Below are 18,884 nucleotides of genomic sequence, written 5' to 3'. Positions count from 1 at the left end.
CGGATCTACGCTGAGCCCGTGAGCTCTTCTCGGGACACCGGCGTGGTCATCCGCATCCTGCGCGAGGAGGACGCCGAGCCGCTCGCCCGGGTCCTGCAGGCCAACCGGCAGTGGCTGAGCCAGTGGGAACCGATCCGCGACGAGGAGTACTTCACCGTCGAAGGGCAGCGCCGGATCATCGACGACGCCCTTCTCCTGTACTCGGGCGGGGTGCACCTGCCGTGCGCGATCCTGCGCCACGGAGAACTGGTGGGCCGGATCAACGTCAACAACATCGTCCGTGGATCCCTGCAGTCGGGGGACGTCGGTTACTGGGTCGCGGAGTCGGCCGGCGGCAAGGGGGTCGCCACCATCGCCGTGGAGGCGGTGGTGACGATCTCCTTCCGCACCCTGAACCTGCACCGGGTCGGGGCGAACACGCTGGTGCACAACGTGCGCTCGCAGCGGGTCCTGGAGAAGAACGGCTTCGAGCGGATCGGCCGGGCGCCGAAGTTCCTGCGGATCGACGGCGAGTGGCAGGACCACATCATGTTCCAGCGCCTCAACCCCGACTGGTTCGCCGGCCGTTCCTAGGCCCTGTCCTGGCCCGCGAGTTCCAGGGTCCGGGCCAGCGGCACCCCCGGCCGGTAGGCCAGGTGCAGGTACGAGGGGGCCTCGAGCACGGTCAGGTCGGCCCGGGATCCCACCCGGATCCGGCCGATGTCGTTGCGCCGCAGGGCGATTGCACCGCCGAGCGTGGCCGACCAGAGAGCCTCGGCCGGGGTCATGTTCATCTCCCGCACCGCCAGGGCGATCACCAGCGGCATCGACGAGGTGAAGCACGAGCCCGGGTTGCAGTCGCTGGCCAGGCCGATCACCGCGCCCGCGGCGATCAGGCGCCGGGCGTCCGGGTAGGGCGAGCGGGTGGAGAACTCGACCCCCGGAAGCAGGGTGGCAACGGTTCCGGTCGAGGGGTTCTCAGGATCGATGAGGTGGCCGGCGGCCCCGAGCGCGGCCACGTCGTCTTCGGTCAGATGGGTGCAGTGGTCGACACTGGCCGCGTCGAGCTCGGTGGCGATCTGCACACCGGGGCCCGCGGAGAGCTGGTTGCCGTGCACCCGAAGTTCCAGACCGGCTGCCGCACAGGCCTTCAGAACGGTGCGGGTCTCGTCGCCGTCGAAGGCGTAGGCGCTGGCCGGTTCGCAGAACACGTCGGCCCAGCGCGCATAGGGGGCGCAGGCCTGCAGCATCGGCCCGCTCACCATCTCCACGTAGTCCTGTCGCCGGTCCCGCATCGAGGGTGGAACCACGTGCGCGCCCAGGAAAGTCACCTCGGAAGTGACCTGCGCCGCGATCCGCAGCGCGCGGGCCTCCTCGGCCACGTCGAGCCCGTAGCCGCTCTTGATCTCGACCGTGGTGGTGCCCTGCGCGCGCATCTCGGCCACCAGTTCGCGGACGTGGGTGACCAGTTCCTCGTCGCTGGCCGCCCGGGTCGCGGCCATCGTGGTGGCGATTCCGCCGCCGGTGTAGGGCTCGCCGGTCATCCGGGCGCTGAACTCGGCGGCCCGGTCACCGGCGAACACCAGATGCGAGTGCGAGTCGACGAAACCCGGGACGACCGCCCGCCCCTGGAGATCGGTGACGGAGTCGGTCGCGGGCGCCTGGGCGGCACTGCCGACCCAGGCGATGCGGTCGCCCTCGACCACTACGGCGGCGTTCTCGACCAGGCCGAGCGCCGAGCCGTCGCCGATCGCCGGATCGTTGGTGACGAGCGAAGCGATCCCGGTGACCAGGTGACTCACAGGTGGATCCTCTCAGGCGTGGAGTGTTTCGAGGGCGTCGGTGAGCAGCGCGCCCACGTCGCCGAGCCGGTGTCGGCCCTGGCTGACCACGACCTCCCCGCCGACCAGCACGGTGTCGACGTCGGGGGCGGTGGCGCTCAGGGTGATCTGCTCGGGGGCGCTGCCGGCGGTGCGCACCGAGTCCAGGCGTACGGCGACCAGGTCGGCCGGGGCACCCACCCGGATCTGGCCCAGTTCCGGCCAACCCAGGCTGCGCTGGCCGCTCTCGGTCAGGGCGGTGAGCAGTTGGTCGGGGGAGAAGCGGCCGCGCTGGAGGGTGCTGAGCCGTTCATGCATCTCCAGGGCGCGGGCCTCTTCGAAGAGGTCGATCACGGCGTGCTGGTCGCTGCCCAGGGTGAGCGTTGCCCCGGCCTCGGCCAGGGCCCGCGCCGGTCCGATCCCGTCGGCCAGGTCCCGCTCGGTGGTCGGGCAGAAACAGGCGAAAGTGCCACTCAGGTCTTTGATGTCAGTGTCGGTCAGGTGGGTGGCATGAACAAGGGACGTCTGTGGTCCCAGAACGCCGGCATCCTTCAGTAGCCCGGTGGGCGTGAGCCCGTACCGGTCCAGGCAGGCCTGGTTCTCAGCCGGTTGCTCGGAAAGGTGCACATGCAGCGGGGCGTCGCGCCCCTCGTCCATACGTGTGAAAGCCGCCACGGCACCCAGCTGATCACGCGGCACCGCCCGGACCGAATGAATTGCCGCGCCGACCCGCATCCCGGCCGAAGGCCGGAGCGAGGAGACCCGTTCGGCCCAGGCTTCGGCATCTCCGTCACCGAAACGCTGCTGTACGTCGTTGAGTTCGGTGTAGCCATCGGCTGTCAGACCGCCGGCCAGGTAGCAGGTGTCGAGCAGAGTGATCCGGATACCCGCATCGGCCGCGGCCTGACGCAGCGCCTCGCCCATCGCGTTCGGGTCGGCATAGCGCCGGCCGTTGCGGTCGTGGTGCAAGTAGTGGAACTCGCCCACGGTGGTGATGCCGGCCAGGGCCATCTCGGCGTAGACGGCCCGGGCCAGAGCCAGGTACGAGTCCGGATCGAGCTTCTGGGCCACGTCGTACATGACCGTGCGCCAGGTCCAGAACGATCCGCCGTCGGCGTGCGTACGGCCCCGCAGAGCCCGGTGGAAGGCGTGCGAATGGGCATTCGCCAGTCCGGGCAGCACCACGCCCGGCAGGCGCTCGTCGCCGGCGTCGGCCGCGACCCCGCTCTCGAGCGCTGCGATCGTTCCGCCCGGTTCGACCGAGATCCTCACCGAGGCGGCCATCCCGCTCGGGAGCCAGGCGTGCGGTGCCCAATAGCGTTTCATGCCGCCAGTTCCCGCAGGACCGTGGTGAGGGCATCGACCCCGGCCAGACAGTCCGACTCTTCGGCGAACTCGGACGGAGTGTGCGACATGCCGGTGGGGTTGCGCACGAACAACATCGCCGTGCTCACGCCGGCCGTGGCCAGGATCCCCGCGTCGTGCCCGGCCCCCGTGCCCAGCAGAGGCGCTCCGCCCAGGGTCTTGCTCAGACGCAGCGCCAGTTCGGGATCGAACAGCGTGTTCCCCGTCCAGGACTCCTCGCTGACCGTGGCGCCCAGCGCCTCGGCCTCGGCGCTCAACTCCCGCAGCAACGCCTGCACGTCGGTCTCCGACGGGGCACGGGCGTCCAGCCAGGCCCGCACGAGCGAGGGGATGGCGTTCACTCCGTTCGGCTCGACCGTGAGCTTGCCGAAGGTGGCCACCGCCTGGTTCCGCTCCGCGGCCTGCCGGGCGGCCAGCACCGTCGAGGCGTAGGCCAGCATCGGGTCTTTACGGTCGACGAGCCGGGTGGTTCCGGCGTGGTTGGCCTCGCCCGGGAAGTCGAAGCGCCAGCGCCCGTGCGGCCAGATCGCCGTGCCCACCCCGATCGCGGCGTCGAACTCGTCGGTGGCCAGGGCCTTGCCCTGCTCCACGTGCAGCTCGACGAAGACCCCGATCCGACGCAGAGTCTCCTCGTCCCGGCCCAGGTGCTCGGGCCGAAGTCCGGCCCGCTGCATGGCCTCACCCAGCGAGACCCCCTCGCCGTCGCGCAGACCGGAGGCTCGCTCGGCCGTCATCGCTCCGGTGATCACCCGGGAACCCGCACAGGCGACGCCGAACCGGGCCCCCTCCTCGTCCACGAAGTTGACCACACCGATCGGGCGCGCCGGTTGGAAACCTTCCGAACGCAGGGTTTCCACCGCCGCCAGCGCGCTCACCACGCCGAGAGGGCCGTCGAAGGCGCCGCCGTCCGGCACCGAGTCCAGGTGGCTCCCGGTCACGACGCCGGGCGCCGAGTCCGGATCTCCCCACCAGGCCCACTGATTGCCGGCCCGGTCGACGGTGAGGTCCAGGCCGAGCGCCTGCACCTCACCCGCGAACCACTCACGTAATGAGGCGTCTTCGGGAGTCCACGCGAACCTGCGGTACCCGCCGGACGAGGCCCGCCCGATCGGCTCCAGTTCCGCCCAGCGCCGGGTGAAGCTCACGCCTGGTCGCCCTCGCGCATCGGCACCCGCACGCCGCGCTCGGCCGCCACCCGCTCCGCGATGTCGTAACCGGCGTCCACATGCCGGATCACGCCCATCCCCGGATCGTTCGTGAGCACCCGCTCGAGCTTCTGGGCGGCCAACGGAGTGCCGTCGGCCACCGTGACCTGACCGGCGTGCAGCGACCGGCCGATGCCGACCCCGCCGCCGTGGTGCAGCGACACCCAGGTGGCTCCGGAGGCGGTGTTGATCATCGCGTTCAGCAGCGGCCAGTCGGCGATCGCGTCGGAACCGTCGAGCATCGCCTCGGTCTCCCGGTAGGGCGAGGCCACACTGCCGGAGTCCAGGTGGTCGCGGCCGATCACCAGCGGGGCGCTGATCTCGCCGGAGGCCACCAGCTCGTTGAATCGAAGCCCGGCCTTGTCCCGCTCGCCGTAGCCGAGCCAGCAGATCCGCGCGGGCAGCCCCTGGAAGGCCACCTTCTCGCCGGCTGCCTTAATCCAACGGTGCAGGTGGTCGTTGTCCGGGAACAGGTCCAGCACGGCCTTATCGGTCACCGCGATGTCGCGCGGGTCGCCGGACAGCGCGGCCCAGCGGAACGGCCCCTTGCCCTCGCTGAACAGCGGCCGGATGTAGGCGGGCACGAAGCCGGGGAAGGCGAACGCCCGGTCGTAGCCACCGAGGCGGGCCTCGTCGCGGATCGAGTTGCCGTAGTCGAACACCTCGGCACCTGCGTCCATGAACCCGACCATGGCCTCGACGTGCTTGGCCATCGAGACCCGGGCCCGGTCGGTGAACTCCTCCGGCTTGGCCTGCGCGTAGTCGTGCCAGTCGCCCAGTTCGACGCCCTCGGGCAGGTACGACAGCGGGTCGTGGGCGGAGGTCTGGTCGGTGACGATGTCGATCTCGACGCCCCGGCGCAGCAGCTCAGGGAAGACGGTGGCGCAGTTGCCGACCAGTCCGACGCTCAGCGGGCGCCGGGCCGCCTTGGCCGCCAGCACCCGGGCGATTGCGTCGTCCATGTCGTTGGCGATCTCGTCCAGGTAGCGGGTCTCGACGCGGCGCTTCAGACGCGAGGCGTCCACGTCCACGATCAGGCAGACCCCGTCGTTGAGCGTGACCGACAGCGGCTGCGCCCCGCCCATGCCGCCGGCGCCGCCGGTCAGGGTGAGGGTGCCGGCCAGGGTGCCGTTGAAGCGCTTGGCCGCGACCGCCGCGAACGTCTCGTAGGTGCCCTGCAGGATGCCCTGGGTGCCGATGTAGATCCAGGAACCGGCCGTCATCTGGCCGTACATGGTCAGGCCGAGCTTCTCCAGCCGCCGGAACTCCGGCCAGGTGGCCCAGTCGCCGACCAGGTTGGAGTTGGCGATCAGCACGCGCGGCGCCCACTCGTGGGTGCGCATCACGCCCACCGGCCGACCGGACTGCACGAGCATCGTCTCGTCGTCCTTGAGCGTGGTCAGGGTGCGGATCATCGCGTCGTAGCTGGCCCAGTCCCGGGCCGCGCGGCCGGTGCCGCCGTAGACGACCAGGTCGTCGGGGCGCTCGGCGACGTCCGGGTCGAGGTTGTTCTGGAGCATCCGCAGCGGCGCCTCGGTCTGCCAGCTGCCGGCGGTCAGGGTGCTGCCGTGCGGCGCCTTCACGGGCCGGGGGCCGGAAATCGAGGAGGTCATGTCTCCATTGGACCGTCGCCCGGAGCTCGGTGACAGGACCGCCACGGTCTTCCTGTCTCGGATCCGAGACACTGAGCGGGTGTCGAAACAAGAGGACGCCGGTGGCCGCCGATCAGGGCGGGCTCGGGCAGGTGCGGGGTCGGCAACCGGGCCGGCCACGCGCCCGGCGGCCGGGCCGGACAGTTCGGGCGTGGGCCAGGTGCCCGCCGCGACCAGGGCCCTGGCCATCCTGCGAGCGCTCGCCAAGGCCCCCGGCCCCCTGCCCGCCGGTGCCCTGGCCCGTGAGCTCGGGCTGCCCCGGAGCACGGTGTACCACCTGCTCACGGCCATGATCGAACAAGGCTTCGTCACCCACCTGCCCGAGGAACGGCGCTACGGCCTCGGGGTCGCCGCGTTCGAGATCGGCTCGGCCTACTCCCGCCAGGAGCCCTTGCAGCGTCTCTCCCGACTCGTGCTCTCCCGACTGGTCGACGCGGTCGGGCACACGGCGCATCTGGGCGTGCTGCACGGCCGGGAAGTGCTGTATCTCATCGAGGAACGGGCCCCCGGACGTCCCCCATTGGTCACCGACGTGGGCGTGCGCCTGCCCAGCGAACTCACCGCCAGCGGCCGCGCAATGCTCGCCGCCCTCCCCGAGGCCCAGGTCCGGGCCCTCTTCCCAGGCCGCGAAGCCTTCGCCGGCCAGGCCCTCACCCCCGCTCAGCCCGAGCCCGCCACCCCACCCGCGAGCCTGTCCGAACTGAGGCGCCTGCTGGCCGCCGTACGCCGGGCCGGCTACGCCGTCGAGACCGACGAAGTCACCCCCGGCTTCTCGTCGGTGGCAGTCGCCGTGCTCGACCACAACGGACACCCGGCGGCAGCCGTCGCCGTGACCTACCCCGGGGGCACGGTGGCGGACCGCGAAAAGCTGGTGAGCTCGGTGCAGGCCGCCGCCGGTGCCCTCGAACGCCGACTGCACGGAGGCGGCCGACCCCCGGGAAGGGCGTGACGGTGCCCACATCCCAGGCTCACTGACCGGCCTGCACAGACCACCTGTCTTGGCAGTTAGGCGAGGCTCACCTAAGGTCTCAAGAATGGGCGTGAAGAAGGCGAAGAAGAAGTGCTGCAAGGACAAACCGCGGTGCAAGACCTGCCCCGTGGTGCTGAAGCGGCTCTCCGACGCCGGTTTCGCCACCCGCATCGACCTGACCACCTACGAGTTCAGCGCCAAGCCGCCCAAGAAGGCCGTCTCCGAGGCCCGCTCCCGCTGAACCGGGATGGCGTCGGGGAATGAGTACAAAAGTGCACGCTTGTTGAATTTCGTTGACCGTAGATCAACACCCCTCGCAGGATGAACGCCGCCGCTCTCCGGGAAGTCCGGTGTGCAGCGGCGATCCGGAGGGGATGAAGACATGAAGATCCGACGTGCGGCTGGACTCGTACTTGCCACATCGCTGCTCATGGGTGGTTGGGTGGCGGCGCCAGCGAGTGCGGCCACGAGCGGGACGGCCTCGGCGACGGCCTCTGCCGCCGGCCCGGAGGCGGCGGTCGTGAACTGCACGCTCGGTAAGAAGCGCGTGCTGTGGAAGAAGTCGAAGAAGGCCTGGGCGCTGGTTGGTACCAAGACCGTCAGCCTGCCTGCTCATGTGGCCTTCAGCCAGAGCAAGACCTTGCACCGGGAGTCCACCTTCTCCACCACCGTCACGGCGAACACCTCGGTCAGCGGCTCGGTCAAGGCGGGCATCCTGGGCAGCCTGGAGACGGAACTGAACGTCGGGCTGGAGGCTCTGCGCAGTTCCACGAAGAGTCTCTCCATGACCGAGACCTTCTCGGTCCCGGGTGCGAAGAAGGCGCGGGACTTCGCGTTCTTTAAGGGCGTTCGCCGCGGCACCGGCAGCTACGTGTACCAGGTGTGCACACAGATCAACCAGGCCGAGGACAGCCGTACCTGGTCCACCCGGGCCAAGGGCAAGGCCAGCGGCTGGAGCGGCGAGTGGTACGGCGCCATCGACTGCAGCAAGAAGCAGAAATCAGGATCGATCAAGGCGCTGGTGCGGGCCCAGGCCTGCTGATCCCGGCTTTTCTCGGCTGGTCTCGGCGCCGAAAGCACGAGTGCCCGCCTGCGCAGCAGCGCAGGCGGGCACTCGTCACTTCCGGGTCAGCTCAGGCCGTTGCTGGAGAGGAACTCCTCGGCAACGTCGGCCGGCTCCTTCTGCTCCTGGTTGATCTCACCCATCATGCTGGTGAGGTTCTCGGTGGTCAGCTTGGCCGAGACGGCGTTCAGGGCGTCGGTGACGGTGCCGCTGGCCTTGGCCTTGTTGATCACCGGCACCACGTTCTGCGCGGCGAACTGGTTCTCCGGGTCCTCCAGGGTGACCCAGCCGTTGGTGCTGATCGTCGGGTCGGTGCTGAACATGTCGGCCACGTCGACCGTGCCGTTCTTCAGCGCGGCGACGGTGAGCGGGCCGCCCGGGTCGAGCGCCTTGAACTCCTTGAACTCGACGCCGTAGTTCTTCTTGAAGCCGGGGACGCCGGTCGGCCGGGTCTTCCACTCCGGCGGGCCACCCAGGATCAGGTTCTTGCCCTTGAGGTCGCCGATCGACTTCAGGCTGTACTTGTCCGCGGTCTCCTTGGTGACCGTGACCACGTCCTTGTCCTCGGCCGCGGACTGCTCGAGCACCGACAGGCCCTCGGGCAGGGCCTCCGGCAGGGCGGCGTAGACCTCTTCGGAGCTGACCGCCGTGGCCGTGTCGTCGAGGTACGAGAGCAGGTTGCCCGAGTACTCCGGCAGCAGGTCGATCGAGCCGTCCTCGAGGCCCGGGATGTAGGCCTCGCGGGAGCCGATGTTGAGCTTCTTCGACACCGAGACCCCCTTGGCCTCGAGGGCGCCGGCGTAGATCTCGGCGAGCAGTTCGTTCTCGGGGAAGTTCGCCGAGCCGACGATGATCGACTCGGAGGAGGAGCCGCCCTCACCGCCGCTGGAGGTGTCGAGAGGGTCGCTGTCGCCGCCGCACGCGGACAGCGCCAGGGCGGCAGTGGAGGCCAGGGCCGTGGCGAAGGCCATCCTGCGTCGATTCATCAGTGATCTCCTGTGGGTTATGGGTCCCGTAGCTGACAGCTTGTCGTCTGCTCCGGGGAACTGTGGGTACGGCCGGGAGTCGTGCGGATCTCAACTCGGCAACGTCTTCGGTGTCGAATCGGCACAGAATGCGATCAACGGTTCAAACCGCGACCTTGGACTCGGCCGCCGTCACGTCGGCGCTGGCCGCCGGAGTGGCATAGCGGCCGGTGATCCCGCGGGAGACGACGTAGCGCTGCACCACCGCGAACACCAGGTCGAGGGCGACCGCGAGCAGGGCCACCAGCAGGGCGCCGCCCGCCATCTGCGCGTAGTCCTGCTGGGAAAGGCCGTCGATGATGTAGCGGCCGAGGCCGCCCAGGGTCACGTAGGCCGCAACGGTGGCGGTGGCGATGATCTGCAGCATCGAACTACGCACGCCGGAAAGGATCAGCGGCAGTGCATTGGGGACCTCGACCCGCCAGAGCACCTGCCAGCCGGTCATGCCCATTCCCTTGGCCGCGTCCCGGGCCGCCGCGTCGACGTTCTGGACACCAGCGTAGGTGTTCGACAGCACCGCCGGCACTCCCAGAACCACGAGCACGAGCAGGGCGGGTCCCCGGTAGGCCCAGTCGGCCGGCAGGCTGCCGGAGAACTGGATGACCACGTACACCAGCAGACCGAAGGTGGGCAGGGCCCGCAGTGCGTTCGCCGTGCCCGCCACGGCCACCGCGCCCCGGCCGGTGTGCCCGATGAAGAGCCCCAGCGGGATGCCGATCAACAGGACGAAGAGCAGGGCCTCGAAGGAGTACTGCAGGTGCTCGGCGAGCCGGGCGGGGATCCCGTCCGGGCCGGACCAGTTCTGGCTGTCGCTCAGCCATTCCACGATGCCGTTGATCATCGCTTCGCCACCGCCCGCTGCCAGGGGGTCAGCAGCCGGCTGCCCAGGATGATCAGCCCGTCCAGCACCAGCGCCAGGACCAGGCACAGAAGGATGCCCAGCAGCACGATGCCGGGGATGTAGCGGCCGAAGCCGGTGGTGAACAGCGAGCCCAGCTGCGGCACCCCGATCAGCGCGCCGATCGAGACCAGGCTGACGTTGGCCACGGTGGCCACCCGCAGGCCGGCGGTGATCACCGGGACCGCGATCGGCAGGTCGACCCGCAGGAAGCGGCCCAGCCCGGTGAAGCCCATCGCGGTGGCGGCCGCCCGCACGTCCGGGGCCACCGAGTTCAGCCCGTCGGCGACCACCCGCACCAGCAGCGCCACGCTGTACACGGTCAGCGCCACCACCATGTTGATCGGCGACAGGATCTTCGTGCCCAGGATCGAGGGCATGATGATGAACAGCGCCAGCGACGGGATCGTGTAGAGCAGCCCGGCCAGGTTGGTGATCGGCGGGTACGTCCACCGGTAGCGGCTGGCCACCCAGCCGATCGGCAGCGCGATCAGCAGGCCGAGCGCCACCGGCAGCACCGAGAGCCACAGGTGGGCGAAGAACCACTGGGTGATGTTGTCCGGGTTGTTCTTCAGATAGTTGATCATCCGCCGGTCACCGCACCCTCGTCGTGCTGGTCGCGCCGCGCGTGCAGGTGCGACTCGATCCGCGCGACCACCTCGGCGGCGGTGACCGTGCCCACCAGCGCGCCGTTCTCGTCCACCAGCACTCCGCGGCCGGAGGGCGAGGAGAGTGCCGCGTCCAGGGCGGCCCGCAGTGAACCCGACACCGGGGCCAGAGTTCCGCCGCGGTGCAACAGTTCTGGTGCGACCAGCTTGCTGCTGGGGATGGCGGCGGCCCGCACCCAGCCCAGCGGGCGCCGGGCGTCGTCGAGCGCCAGCGCCCAGCCGTCGCGGGCGGTCCGCTGCACGGCGGCCGCGTCGTCGCCCAGCTTGACCGTCTGCTCGGTCTGCGGGTCGAGGGTGCCGGACTCGAAACCCAGTGCACGGTAACCACGGTCGCGCCCGACGAACCCGGCCACGAAGTCGTCCACCGGATCGGTCAGCAGTTCGGCGGGGGAGGCCAGCTGGGCCAGCGTGCCGCCGACCTTGAGCACGGCCACCTGGTCGCCGAGCTTCACCGCCTCGTCGATGTCGTGGGTGACGAAGATGATCGTCTTGCCCAGTTCCGACTGCAGGCGCAGGAACTCGTCCTGAAGCTCACCCCGCACCACCGGGTCGACCGCGCTGAACGGCTCGTCCATCAGCATCACCGGCGGGTCGGCGGCGAGCGCCCGGGCCACCCCGACCCGCTGCTGCTGACCGCCGGAGAGCTGGGCGGGGTAACGCTTGGCGAAGTTCGTGTCCAGCCCGACCCGTTCCATCAGTTCCAGCGAGCGGGCCCGGGCCTTCTTCTTGTCCCAGCCCAGCAGCAGCGGCACGGTGGCGATGTTGTCCACGATGGTGCGGTGCGGGAACAGCCCGGCGTGCTGGATCACGTAGCCGATGCCGCGCCGGAGCGTGCTCGCGTCCACCTTGCCGGTGTCCTGGTCGTCCAGCCAGATGGTGCCCGAGGTGGGCTCGATCATCCGGTTGATCATGCGCAGCGAGGTGGTCTTGCCGCATCCGGAGGGCCCGACGAAAACGGTGATCTTGCCGGACGGGGCGACCAGGTCAAGGCCGTTCACCGCCACGGTGCCGTCCGGGTACCTCTTGACCACGGATTCAAACTTGATCATGCGCTCATCTCTGCTCTCGGTGCATCAGTGGCTCGGCGGTGGTTCTCAACTGCTTAAGGACGCTCGTGCTGGGGCATTTCGCTCACCGGACGTTCGTGGGTGGTCACGTTCGGGAACGGGTGTTTCGGGTCGGTCGGTTTGCCCGGACTCGTGCCACCGGGACCGGCTTCAGCCGGAAGGGAGGTTTGCGCCGGACCACCGATGTGCTCGCTCAGACCGTGGGCCAGCCGGGTGAGCAAGGGGCCGAAGGTGCCTACGGCGTCCTGATCCAACCGGTAGGTGGGGCCGACGATGCTGAGCGCCGCCACCACCCCGCCTGGCCCGCTGATCGGCGCGGCCACGGCCGTGACGTCCGGCTCGATGCCCGAGGCGATGCTGGTCCAGCCCTGCTCGGGGGTTTGTCCGAGCAGCACGGTGCCTGCTGCGCTGCCGTCGAGCGGGAATGACCGCCCGACCCAGCCGGCGTGCCGCACTGAGTGGGTTCCCTGGGCCATAGCCAGATACAACGCGCTCTGCCCCGGTCCAGGCACGCTCAGGTAGGCCGACTCGCCGGTGGCGGCCACCAGTTCGTCGAGCGCCGGGCGGCTCAGCGGTACCAGGTGCTCGTGCGAGAGGGCGCGGGCGCCCAGCTGCATCATCCGCGGACCCGGCCGGTAGCCCCCGCTGTCGGCGCGGGCGACGAACTGGTCCTGTTCCAGCGTGCGCAGCAGCCTGAGCGTGGTGCTCACCGGCAGGTCGACCAGGCGAGCCAGCTCGACCAGGGTGTCGCAGCCCTCGTTGCCGCCGGTGCAGACGGCGGCCAGCAGGGCCAGCGCACGTTCGACGGACCTGGTGGAAGAGCTGGCAGGGGGCTTGCCGGGCATCTTCGGCGCCCCTCTCGATCGGTGGAGCACCTTTTCTACCAAGGATGAAGAGTGCCGTCTCGGCCGGAGCTATATTTTCATCCATCGGAAACACATTGCCGGTCAGTGAAAACTAGGCTCAGTCCGGTGAGAAAAGCGTGACGACGTCCAGATCCCTTCCGGGACGGCCGTTGTCTGTTGAGGTGAATCGGGAGCGAAGCGTGGCCATGGAGCAGACTCCGGCCGACCGGGCCGCGGCGGCCGCTGCCGCCGATGCGGCCCCACCGGCCCGCACCCGCCGCTCGGGGGTTCCGGCGATGACGATCGACGGCCGCACCCTGACCACCCGCAAGCTCGTGGCCCGGGTCGACGCGCCGCTGAAGGTGCGGATCACGCCCACTGCGCGCCGCCGGGCCGCAGCCTCCCACCAGGCCGCGAACGCGGCCGTGGGGCTGCGCCCGGTCTACGGCCGCACCACCGGAGTGGGGGCCAACCGCGAGGTGGCGCTGCCCGCCACCGAGGCCGCCCGGTACACCCTCGGCCTGCTGCGCAGCCACGCCACCAGTGCCGGGCAGATCCGCAACGACATCCGGATCCGGGCCACCCTGGTGGTGCGGCTGAACCAGCTCGCGGCCGGCGGCAGCGGGATCTCGATGGCCGCGATCGACGGCCTGGTCGCGATGATCAACGCCGACGCCCTGCCCCCGATCCGCGAGCACGCAGGCATCGGCACCGGCGACCTCACCGCGATGGCGACCACCGCGCTGGGCATCCTGGGCGAGGCGCCGCTGACCAACCCGCTGCGCCCCACCGTGCTCGGCATCCACGACGCGCTGCCGTTCCTCAGCTCCAACGCCGCCACCCTGGCCGACGCCGCCCTGGCCACCGCCCGCCTGCAGACCCTGGCCCGGGCCGCGCTCGCGGTGGCCACGCTGACCGGGGTGGCGGTGCGGGCGAACTGGGAGGCCTTCGGCCCGGCGGTGGCCCGGGTGACGCCCGGGATCGGGGTGCGCCGGGTCTGCCGGGTGGTCACCGGGCTGGTCACCGAGGCCGGCCAGGACGGTCCGGACGGCGAACCGGCCCGGATCCAGGACCCTTTCGGCATGCGGTGCCTGCCCCAGGTGAACGGGCTGCTGCTGGAGACGCTGCAGCAGCTCGACCGGGTGGTGGGGGCGCACCTGAACGCGGCCGCCGAGAACCCGGTGATCCTGGCCGGTCCGGCGGTGCTCGGGCCGGATCCGGAGCCGGTCGTGGCGCACCACGGCGGATTTCACATCCCGGCGGTGGCGCTGGGCTGCGACAGTGCGGCGATCGCGACGGCCCAGTCGGCCTCACTGTTGCAGGGCCGGCTGGCCATGCTGGTCGATCCGGCGGCCACCGGCCTGCCGCCCTTCCTGGGCGACGGAACGCCCGGGGCCTCGGGCGTGATGATGCTGGAGTACCTGGCCGCATCGGCCCTGGCCGAACTGCGGTCGGCCGCCACCCCGGCCTCGCTCGGCTCGGTGAGCCTCTCCCGCGGCACCGAGGAGCACGCCAGCTTCGCCTCCCGCTCGGCCGTGCAACTGCTGACCGCGGGTGACGCCTACGCCACGGCGCTGTCGTGCGAACTCGTCGCTGCCGTGAGGGCGCTGCGGATGCAGGGTACGAAGACCGAGAGTGCGCCCTGGGGAAAGCTTCTCGAAGCTTGTAAGCCGCTGGGGGACAACCCGGCCGACCGCGACCTCACCGGCGACCTGACCCTGGCGCAGGATCTGCTGCCGGTGCTGGCCGACCTGGTCGAGGAGTACGAGCCCGCCCGCTGAGTACAGCGCGCGGCCGGCAGTCCCGCCCACTCAGGGGGAAGGGCTGCCGGCCGCCAAAGGTTGAGCAGTGCGAGCGAATCCGCGATACAGCTGAGGTCAGGAGCTGAGCGCCGCGTCCCGCAGGCGCTCCTGGTCCTGGGGGAAGGGCTCGTCGATCGGCCGCAGCTCGTCCGCGTAGGAGACCGACGTGCGGCGCAGCACCCCGGTGGTGCTGATCGCGTACTGGCCCATCCGCCACAGCGGCGGCGAGTAGGCGTGGATCGAGACGCTCCCCTCGGCCACCCCGGTCATCCGGTGGATGTGGTCCGGGCCGAAGCTGAACGAGTGGCCGGCCGGCACCCGGACCTCCAGGGCTGCGCTGCCGATCACCAGGTTGTGCTCGGTCACCTCGCCGTGCGCCACCGCCACGGCGCCGGAGGAGACGTCGTGGTCGTGCCAGCCGGTGTCGTTGCTCGGGGTCCAGCACAGCACCCAGACGTCCACGTTCGCGTCGCGGTGCAGGCAGACGTAGTGCCGGTGCTCGTCGTCGTAGGCCACGTGCGGCTGCCAGGCCGCCGGGTCGTCGGCGATGGCGGTGACCAGGTCGCGCAGTTCCTGCCGGGTCAGGACCCGGGTGGGCAGGTCCTCCAGGGCGGCCACGGCGGTCGTGCCGGTCGCGCCGGGAGTCTGCGAGGTGATGGTCTCGGTCATGGCGTACCTCCGGTCAGGAAGCGCTGCGGGTTGCTCACATCGATGGCGTGGTCGGCTGCGTTCCCGAAGCCGAGTGGAGCGGGTTCTGCGTAGGGGCGGTCGCTGCCGCGGATCACCGCGTCGATCCCGAGGGCCCGGATCAGCGCGTCCACGGCCTGCGGGCCGTAGCTGGAGGTCTCGACGAAGACGTTCCGGTCGGTCCGGCCGAGCCGCCCGCCCCGGGCGGTCAGCCGTTCGTGCTGCAGCGGGGCCAGGCCGGCGCCCGCCACGAACCCGATCCGCAGCTCCGGCAGCAGCGCGCGGCCGGTGTGGTGCCAGGACCACCAGGCCGCGGACAGCTGGGCGGTGTAGTCCACGACGGCCGGCCACCAGCCGGGCAGTTCCTCGTCGGTCGGCGCGGCCGGGCCGGGATGGACCAGCACGGGCCTACCGGCCGATTCACACACCTGGAGTACCGGGGCGAGGGCCTCGAGGGCCCGCGGGGTGGCCATCCAGGTGGCCGGCACCTGCAGACCCACGAAGGATCCGCGCAGCAGCTCGGCCAGCCCGGTCAGGTCCGGCTCGATCCGGCCGACCGCGGCCCAGGCGCCGAAGCCCGACGGGAACTCCTGGGCCCCGGTGTGCCAGGCGTCCAGGAGCGGGCGGGCCTCAGCCTGCGGCAGGTCTTCCAGCCCCAGGGGGCTGGACAGCGAGACCAGGGCCCGGACACCGGCCTGGAGTTCCAGCCGGGCGGCGACATCGTGGTCGGCCGGGTTCACCTGGTAGGCCGGTTCGCCCTTCAGGTGCAGGGTGTATCCGCGGAGAAAGGGTGGTTCCCGGCGGGCCCGGAGTGCCTCGACGAGGGCCGGTGGCCAGAGGTGCTGGTGGACATCGCACGGCTCGGCCGGACGCGACGACACACTGACCACCTTTCCGCATTCCGGACCTCCCCTAGGCCTGACCTGCATTTCCGACTAACTCTATAGACTTATTCAACCGGCTCGTGCGATCCCGTGCAAGCTTCCTGGTGGGCGCGTCGCCGCGATGAACATCGGCTGACGCCCGCAATTCGCCGGACTGATCGGTAATCGGTCCTGAACTGCAGTGAAGCGCTTCACCGGATTCCATTGAAGCGCTTCACCATGATCATCACAAGGGGGGACTGTCGGTGATCCCGGTTACCGTGACGGCATGAATCAGGGGCGTCACCGTCCGACGCTGCGCGACATCGCCGAGGAAACCGGCCTGTCCCCGGCGGCAGTCAGCTACGCCCTGCGCGGGCTGCAGGTCACCGAGGAGACGCAGGCGCGGGTGCGGGAGGCCGCCAAGCGGCTGGGCTACGAGGCCGACCCGATCGCCCGGGCGCTGGCCTCCGGGCGCACCGAGACCATCGGGGTGCTCTGCGGGTCGCTGGCCGACGGCTGGCAGCAGCAGGTGGCCGCCGCGTTGGGCCGGGGGCTGCTGGGGGCCGGGCGTAACCCGGTCACGCTCGACGCGGGCAACGATCCCGAGCGCGAGACCACGCTGGCCAAGCGCATGGTCGACCAGCGGGCCGATGCCCTGGTCGTCCTCCCGGTCGATCCGAACGCCCCGCACTGGGCCGAGATCGCCGAGCGCACGGCCCTGGTCGCGGTGGGCGACGGCCTGCCCGGCGCGCCCGCGGCCGCCGAGGTGGTGTTCGACAACGTCACCGGGGTCAGCCACGGCCTGCGCATGCTGTCGGCCGCCGGGCACACCCGGGTCACCGTGCTCACCCCCACCGACCGGGCCACCCCGGACCGCCCGGCCGAGCAGATCGTCCAGCAGGTGGCACCCGAACTCGGGCTCTCTGCGGTGGTGCGCACCTGCCCGCACGACCTGGACGGCGCGGCCGCGGTGGTGCGTCAGCTGCTGGCCGAGCCCGCCCCGCCCACGGCCTTCTTCTGTCTGGCCGACTCGATCGCCTTCGGCGTGTACCTGGCCGCCCGTGAGCTGGGAAGGTCGGTGCCGGAAGACATCTCGGTGGTGGGTTACGACGACCTGCCGGCCGGCCGTCTGCTCACCCCGCCGCTGTCCAGCTACCAGTGGCCGATCGACGACCTGGTGGCGGCGGTGGTGAGTCACGCCGTGAACGCGATCGACAAGAAGGCCAGCGGCAAGCAGCGCACGGTTCTGGTGCCCGAGCCCCGTCCCCGAGGCAGCGTGGCCGCCCCCAGGCCGGCCTGAGACAGGCCTGAGGCGGGCCGGGCATCGGCCCGGCCCGCCCGCGCGGCTCAGTTCACCGTGACGTGCACGACCTTGCTGACCGACGAGCCGCTCCAGTCGTCCCCGGCGTAGTGCATCCGGTAGTCGCCCGAGACGGTGGCCTGGTGGGTCGTGACATCGGTGCCCAGAGACGTCCACCGGTTCGAGCCCTCCGGCCGGAACTGCAGGCTGTCACCGTGGCTGTCGAACGTGCGCCACTTGTGCGTCTCCCAGTTGGCGCGCTGGGTGTTGCCGCTGAAAGTGATGTACTCGCCGCTGTTCACGGTGCTCTTGTCGGCCGTGAAGCCGGTGATCCGGGTGGCCCGCAGCAGCGTCAGGTTGCTGCTGAAGCCCTCCAGGTACTCCTCGTCCTGGTGGTCGGGCGCGCCGGTGTCGACGAAGGCCGTCACCCCGCCCTCGATCGGCACGCCCGCCAGTTCGTTGCCGGCCAGACCCGAGCTCAGGGTGAACACCCCTTCGCGCTGCACCTGGAAGTGGCTGGCCGTGCTGACCTCGTAGTTGGCGAACATGTAGAGCGGGAAGGTGGAGCTGTGCGGCACGTTCGGCGGGTACTGGGCGATGTAGTACCAGGCGATCTTCGAGCCGGCCGGGCAGTTCGAGTCCATCCGGAACGTGACCTCCTTGCCGTTCGGGCCCACAGCGATCTTGCCGCTCGGGTACATGCCCGTGATCTGGCATTCGGCAGCGGTTTTCGCGCTGGCCGGGCCGGCGGCCAGCGCCAGGGCCGAGACGGTGGCGCCCAGGGTGGCCAGAACGGCCAGGCCGGCGCGGGCGGTGCGGGTGAACATGGGTGAGACCTCCATACGCAGGAGAATCAGCGAATAAGAAAGCTTTTGGACGCGGTGGATCGCCACCGGAGCCCGGTGTGACGATCGATGCAGGCCCCCCGGCCCGCTCTGGATGCGTTGTGCGGATCAGTGGAAAACCGGTCCGAAACCGCTCACATACACATGAGAACCCACTGGCCGCCGTCCTGCTGGGAGTTTGGCAAACCCGCGCCGGCCGGATTCCGCCGGTGGCCGCTGACCTGCGGTGAAGGAAACTGTGAATTCAGGAGGGCTGGGTCAGGGCGCGGCCGAAGGTGCCCACCCAGGCGGCCACGAACTCGTCCGTGCCCAGCAGCGAGGGGCAGACCAGGCGGTGCGAAAAGAGTGACGGCAGAGCGATGGCCGCGATCGGGCGGGCCTGTTCCTCCGGTACACCCCAGTCCTGCACCAGCCAGGCGGTGAACTCCTCCACCGAGCTGCCGACCAGCCGCTGCACGGTCTGCCCGACCAGGTCGGGACGGGCGCGGCCCTCGATCGTGAGCACCTGCACCAGCTCGCTCTCGGCCTCCAGCTCGGCCAGCACGTACCGGGCGATCAGGGTCAGCTCGACCTCGAGGTCCTGTACCCCGGCGAAGAGCCTGCGGATGTCGCGCAGGGCGCCGAGCCGGCCCAGGTGGCGCTCCAGGGCCTCGCTGAGCACCGCCTCCTTGGTGCGGAAGTGGTGGTAGAGCCCGCCCGCACCCGGAGTGAGCCCGGCCGCCCGCTCGATCGCGGCGACGCTGGTGCCGCGGAAGCCGTGCTCGCTGAACAGCTGCATGGCCGCATCGAGGATCCGGTCGCGGGTTGCGGTTGACGAGCTCACGGCC

At 70.5% G+C, this 18,884-nt stretch carries 19 protein-coding genes; 6 read left to right on the top strand and 13 right to left on the bottom strand.

The window, feature by feature from the left end; genetic code table 11:
* The first annotated feature begins 18 nt into the window (after positions 1-18).
* Positions 19-573, top strand: a complete 555-nt coding sequence (locus LWF15_RS10520; protein ID WP_232810254.1) for a GNAT family N-acetyltransferase — start codon at positions 19-21, stop codon at positions 571-573.
* Here LWF15_RS10520 and hutI read toward each other — a convergent pair.
* The 4 genes from hutI to hutU are packed head-to-tail and all read right to left on the bottom strand — an operon-like array spanning position 570 to position 5,970.
* Entirely contained in the window at positions 570-1,781 is a 1,212-nt protein-coding gene (hutI, locus tag LWF15_RS10515) for an imidazolonepropionase (protein ID WP_232810253.1), read from the bottom strand. The two genes, LWF15_RS10520 and hutI, sit on opposite strands and share 4 nt — an antisense overlap.
* 12 nt (positions 1,782-1,793) lie before the next feature.
* Positions 1,794-3,125, bottom strand: a complete 1,332-nt coding sequence (locus tag LWF15_RS10510; RefSeq protein ID WP_232810252.1) for a formimidoylglutamate deiminase — start codon at positions 3,123-3,125, stop codon at positions 1,794-1,796.
* Entirely contained in the window at positions 3,122-4,309 is a 1,188-nt protein-coding gene (locus tag LWF15_RS10505; protein ID WP_232810251.1) for an allantoate amidohydrolase, read from the bottom strand. The genes LWF15_RS10510 and LWF15_RS10505 overlap by 4 nt, the downstream gene beginning before the upstream one ends.
* Positions 4,306-5,970 carry a urocanate hydratase gene (gene hutU, locus LWF15_RS10500; protein ID WP_408623043.1) on the bottom strand — a complete coding sequence of 555 codons (1,665 nt, stop codon included), beginning with the start codon at positions 5,968-5,970 and terminating at the stop codon, positions 4,306-4,308. Before hutU ends, LWF15_RS10505 begins: the two co-directional genes overlap by 4 nt.
* A gap of 202 nt (positions 5,971-6,172) precedes the next feature.
* Between hutU and LWF15_RS10495 the strand changes: the two genes are divergently transcribed.
* The 3 genes from LWF15_RS10495 to LWF15_RS10485 all read left to right on the top strand — a co-directional run bounded on the left by LWF15_RS10495 (position 6,173) and on the right by LWF15_RS10485 (position 8,033).
* A complete protein-coding gene (locus tag LWF15_RS10495) occupies positions 6,173-6,970 on the top strand; it encodes an IclR family transcriptional regulator (RefSeq protein WP_232810249.1) in 798 nt (265 codons plus the stop codon).
* Between the two features lie 85 nt (positions 6,971-7,055).
* On the top strand, positions 7,056-7,232 hold the full coding sequence (locus LWF15_RS10490; protein ID WP_232810248.1) for a hypothetical protein: 177 nt from the start codon (positions 7,056-7,058) through the stop codon (positions 7,230-7,232).
* Positions 7,233-7,373: 141 nt separating this feature from the next.
* Positions 7,374-8,033 carry a hypothetical protein gene (locus tag LWF15_RS10485; protein WP_232810247.1) on the top strand — a complete coding sequence of 220 codons (660 nt, stop codon included), beginning with the start codon at positions 7,374-7,376 and terminating at the stop codon, positions 8,031-8,033.
* Positions 8,034-8,119: 86 nt separating this feature from the next.
* On the opposite strand, the gene LWF15_RS10480 is transcribed toward LWF15_RS10485, so the two are convergent.
* The 5 genes from LWF15_RS10480 to LWF15_RS10460 form a co-directional block, all read right to left on the bottom strand.
* Positions 8,120-9,040 (bottom strand): ABC transporter substrate-binding protein, encoded by a 921-nt coding sequence (locus tag LWF15_RS10480; RefSeq protein WP_232810246.1) that lies wholly within the window; start codon positions 9,038-9,040, stop codon positions 8,120-8,122.
* Between the two features lie 142 nt (positions 9,041-9,182).
* A complete protein-coding gene (locus tag LWF15_RS10475) occupies positions 9,183-9,920 on the bottom strand; it encodes an ABC transporter permease (protein ID WP_232810245.1) in 738 nt (245 codons plus the stop codon).
* Positions 9,917-10,564, bottom strand: coding sequence for an ABC transporter permease (locus tag LWF15_RS10470; protein ID WP_232810244.1), 648 nt, complete (start codon positions 10,562-10,564; stop codon positions 9,917-9,919). Before LWF15_RS10470 ends, LWF15_RS10475 begins: the two co-directional genes overlap by 4 nt.
* The gene (locus LWF15_RS10465; protein ID WP_232810243.1) at positions 10,561-11,694 is read right to left on the bottom strand and encodes an ABC transporter ATP-binding protein; all 1,134 of its coding nucleotides are present in this window, start codon (positions 11,692-11,694) and stop codon (positions 10,561-10,563) included. The genes LWF15_RS10470 and LWF15_RS10465 overlap by 4 nt, the downstream gene beginning before the upstream one ends.
* Positions 11,695-11,747: 53 nt before the next feature.
* Positions 11,748-12,557 carry an IclR family transcriptional regulator gene (locus LWF15_RS10460; RefSeq protein WP_232810242.1) on the bottom strand — a complete coding sequence of 270 codons (810 nt, stop codon included), beginning with the start codon at positions 12,555-12,557 and terminating at the stop codon, positions 11,748-11,750.
* Between the two features lie 206 nt (positions 12,558-12,763).
* Here LWF15_RS10460 and LWF15_RS10455 point away from each other — a divergent pair, with 206 nt between their 5' ends.
* Positions 12,764-14,338 carry an aromatic amino acid ammonia-lyase gene (locus tag LWF15_RS10455; protein ID WP_232810439.1) on the top strand — a complete coding sequence of 525 codons (1,575 nt, stop codon included), beginning with the start codon at positions 12,764-12,766 and terminating at the stop codon, positions 14,336-14,338.
* Positions 14,339-14,434: 96 nt separating this feature from the next.
* On the opposite strand, the gene LWF15_RS10450 is transcribed toward LWF15_RS10455, so the two are convergent.
* Together LWF15_RS10450 and LWF15_RS10445 are read right to left on the bottom strand one after the other, a co-directional pair.
* Positions 14,435-15,028 (bottom strand): cysteine dioxygenase, encoded by a 594-nt coding sequence (locus LWF15_RS10450; protein ID WP_232810241.1) that lies wholly within the window; start codon positions 15,026-15,028, stop codon positions 14,435-14,437.
* Complete coding sequence (locus LWF15_RS10445) at positions 15,025-15,927, bottom strand: amidohydrolase family protein (RefSeq protein WP_232810240.1); 903 nt, start codon at positions 15,925-15,927, stop codon at positions 15,025-15,027. The genes LWF15_RS10450 and LWF15_RS10445 overlap by 4 nt, the downstream gene beginning before the upstream one ends.
* Positions 15,928-16,198: 271 nt before the next feature.
* On the opposite strand from LWF15_RS10445, the gene LWF15_RS10440 reads away from it, so the two are divergent.
* Positions 16,199-17,212, top strand: coding sequence for a LacI family DNA-binding transcriptional regulator (locus LWF15_RS10440; RefSeq protein WP_232810239.1), 1,014 nt, complete (start codon positions 16,199-16,201; stop codon positions 17,210-17,212).
* A 47-nt stretch (positions 17,213-17,259) separates the two neighbouring features.
* Here LWF15_RS10440 and LWF15_RS10435 read toward each other — a convergent pair whose 3' ends face one another.
* Together LWF15_RS10435 and LWF15_RS10430 are read right to left on the bottom strand one after the other, a co-directional pair.
* Positions 17,260-18,054, bottom strand: a complete 795-nt coding sequence (locus tag LWF15_RS10435; RefSeq protein ID WP_232810238.1) for a hypothetical protein — start codon at positions 18,052-18,054, stop codon at positions 17,260-17,262.
* Between the two features lie 247 nt (positions 18,055-18,301).
* A complete protein-coding gene (locus LWF15_RS10430; RefSeq protein ID WP_232810237.1) occupies positions 18,302-18,880 on the bottom strand; it encodes a TetR/AcrR family transcriptional regulator in 579 nt (192 codons plus the stop codon).
* Between the last annotated feature and the right edge of the window lie 4 nt (positions 18,881-18,884).

Source organism: Kineosporia rhizophila (assembly GCF_021277265.1).
In the GTDB taxonomy this organism is placed as follows: Bacteria; Actinomycetota; Actinomycetes; order Actinomycetales; family Kineosporiaceae; genus Kineosporia; species Kineosporia rhizophila.
The sequence above is the reverse complement of the archived record's forward strand: the minus strand, read 5'-3'. Positions and strand labels throughout refer to the sequence as shown.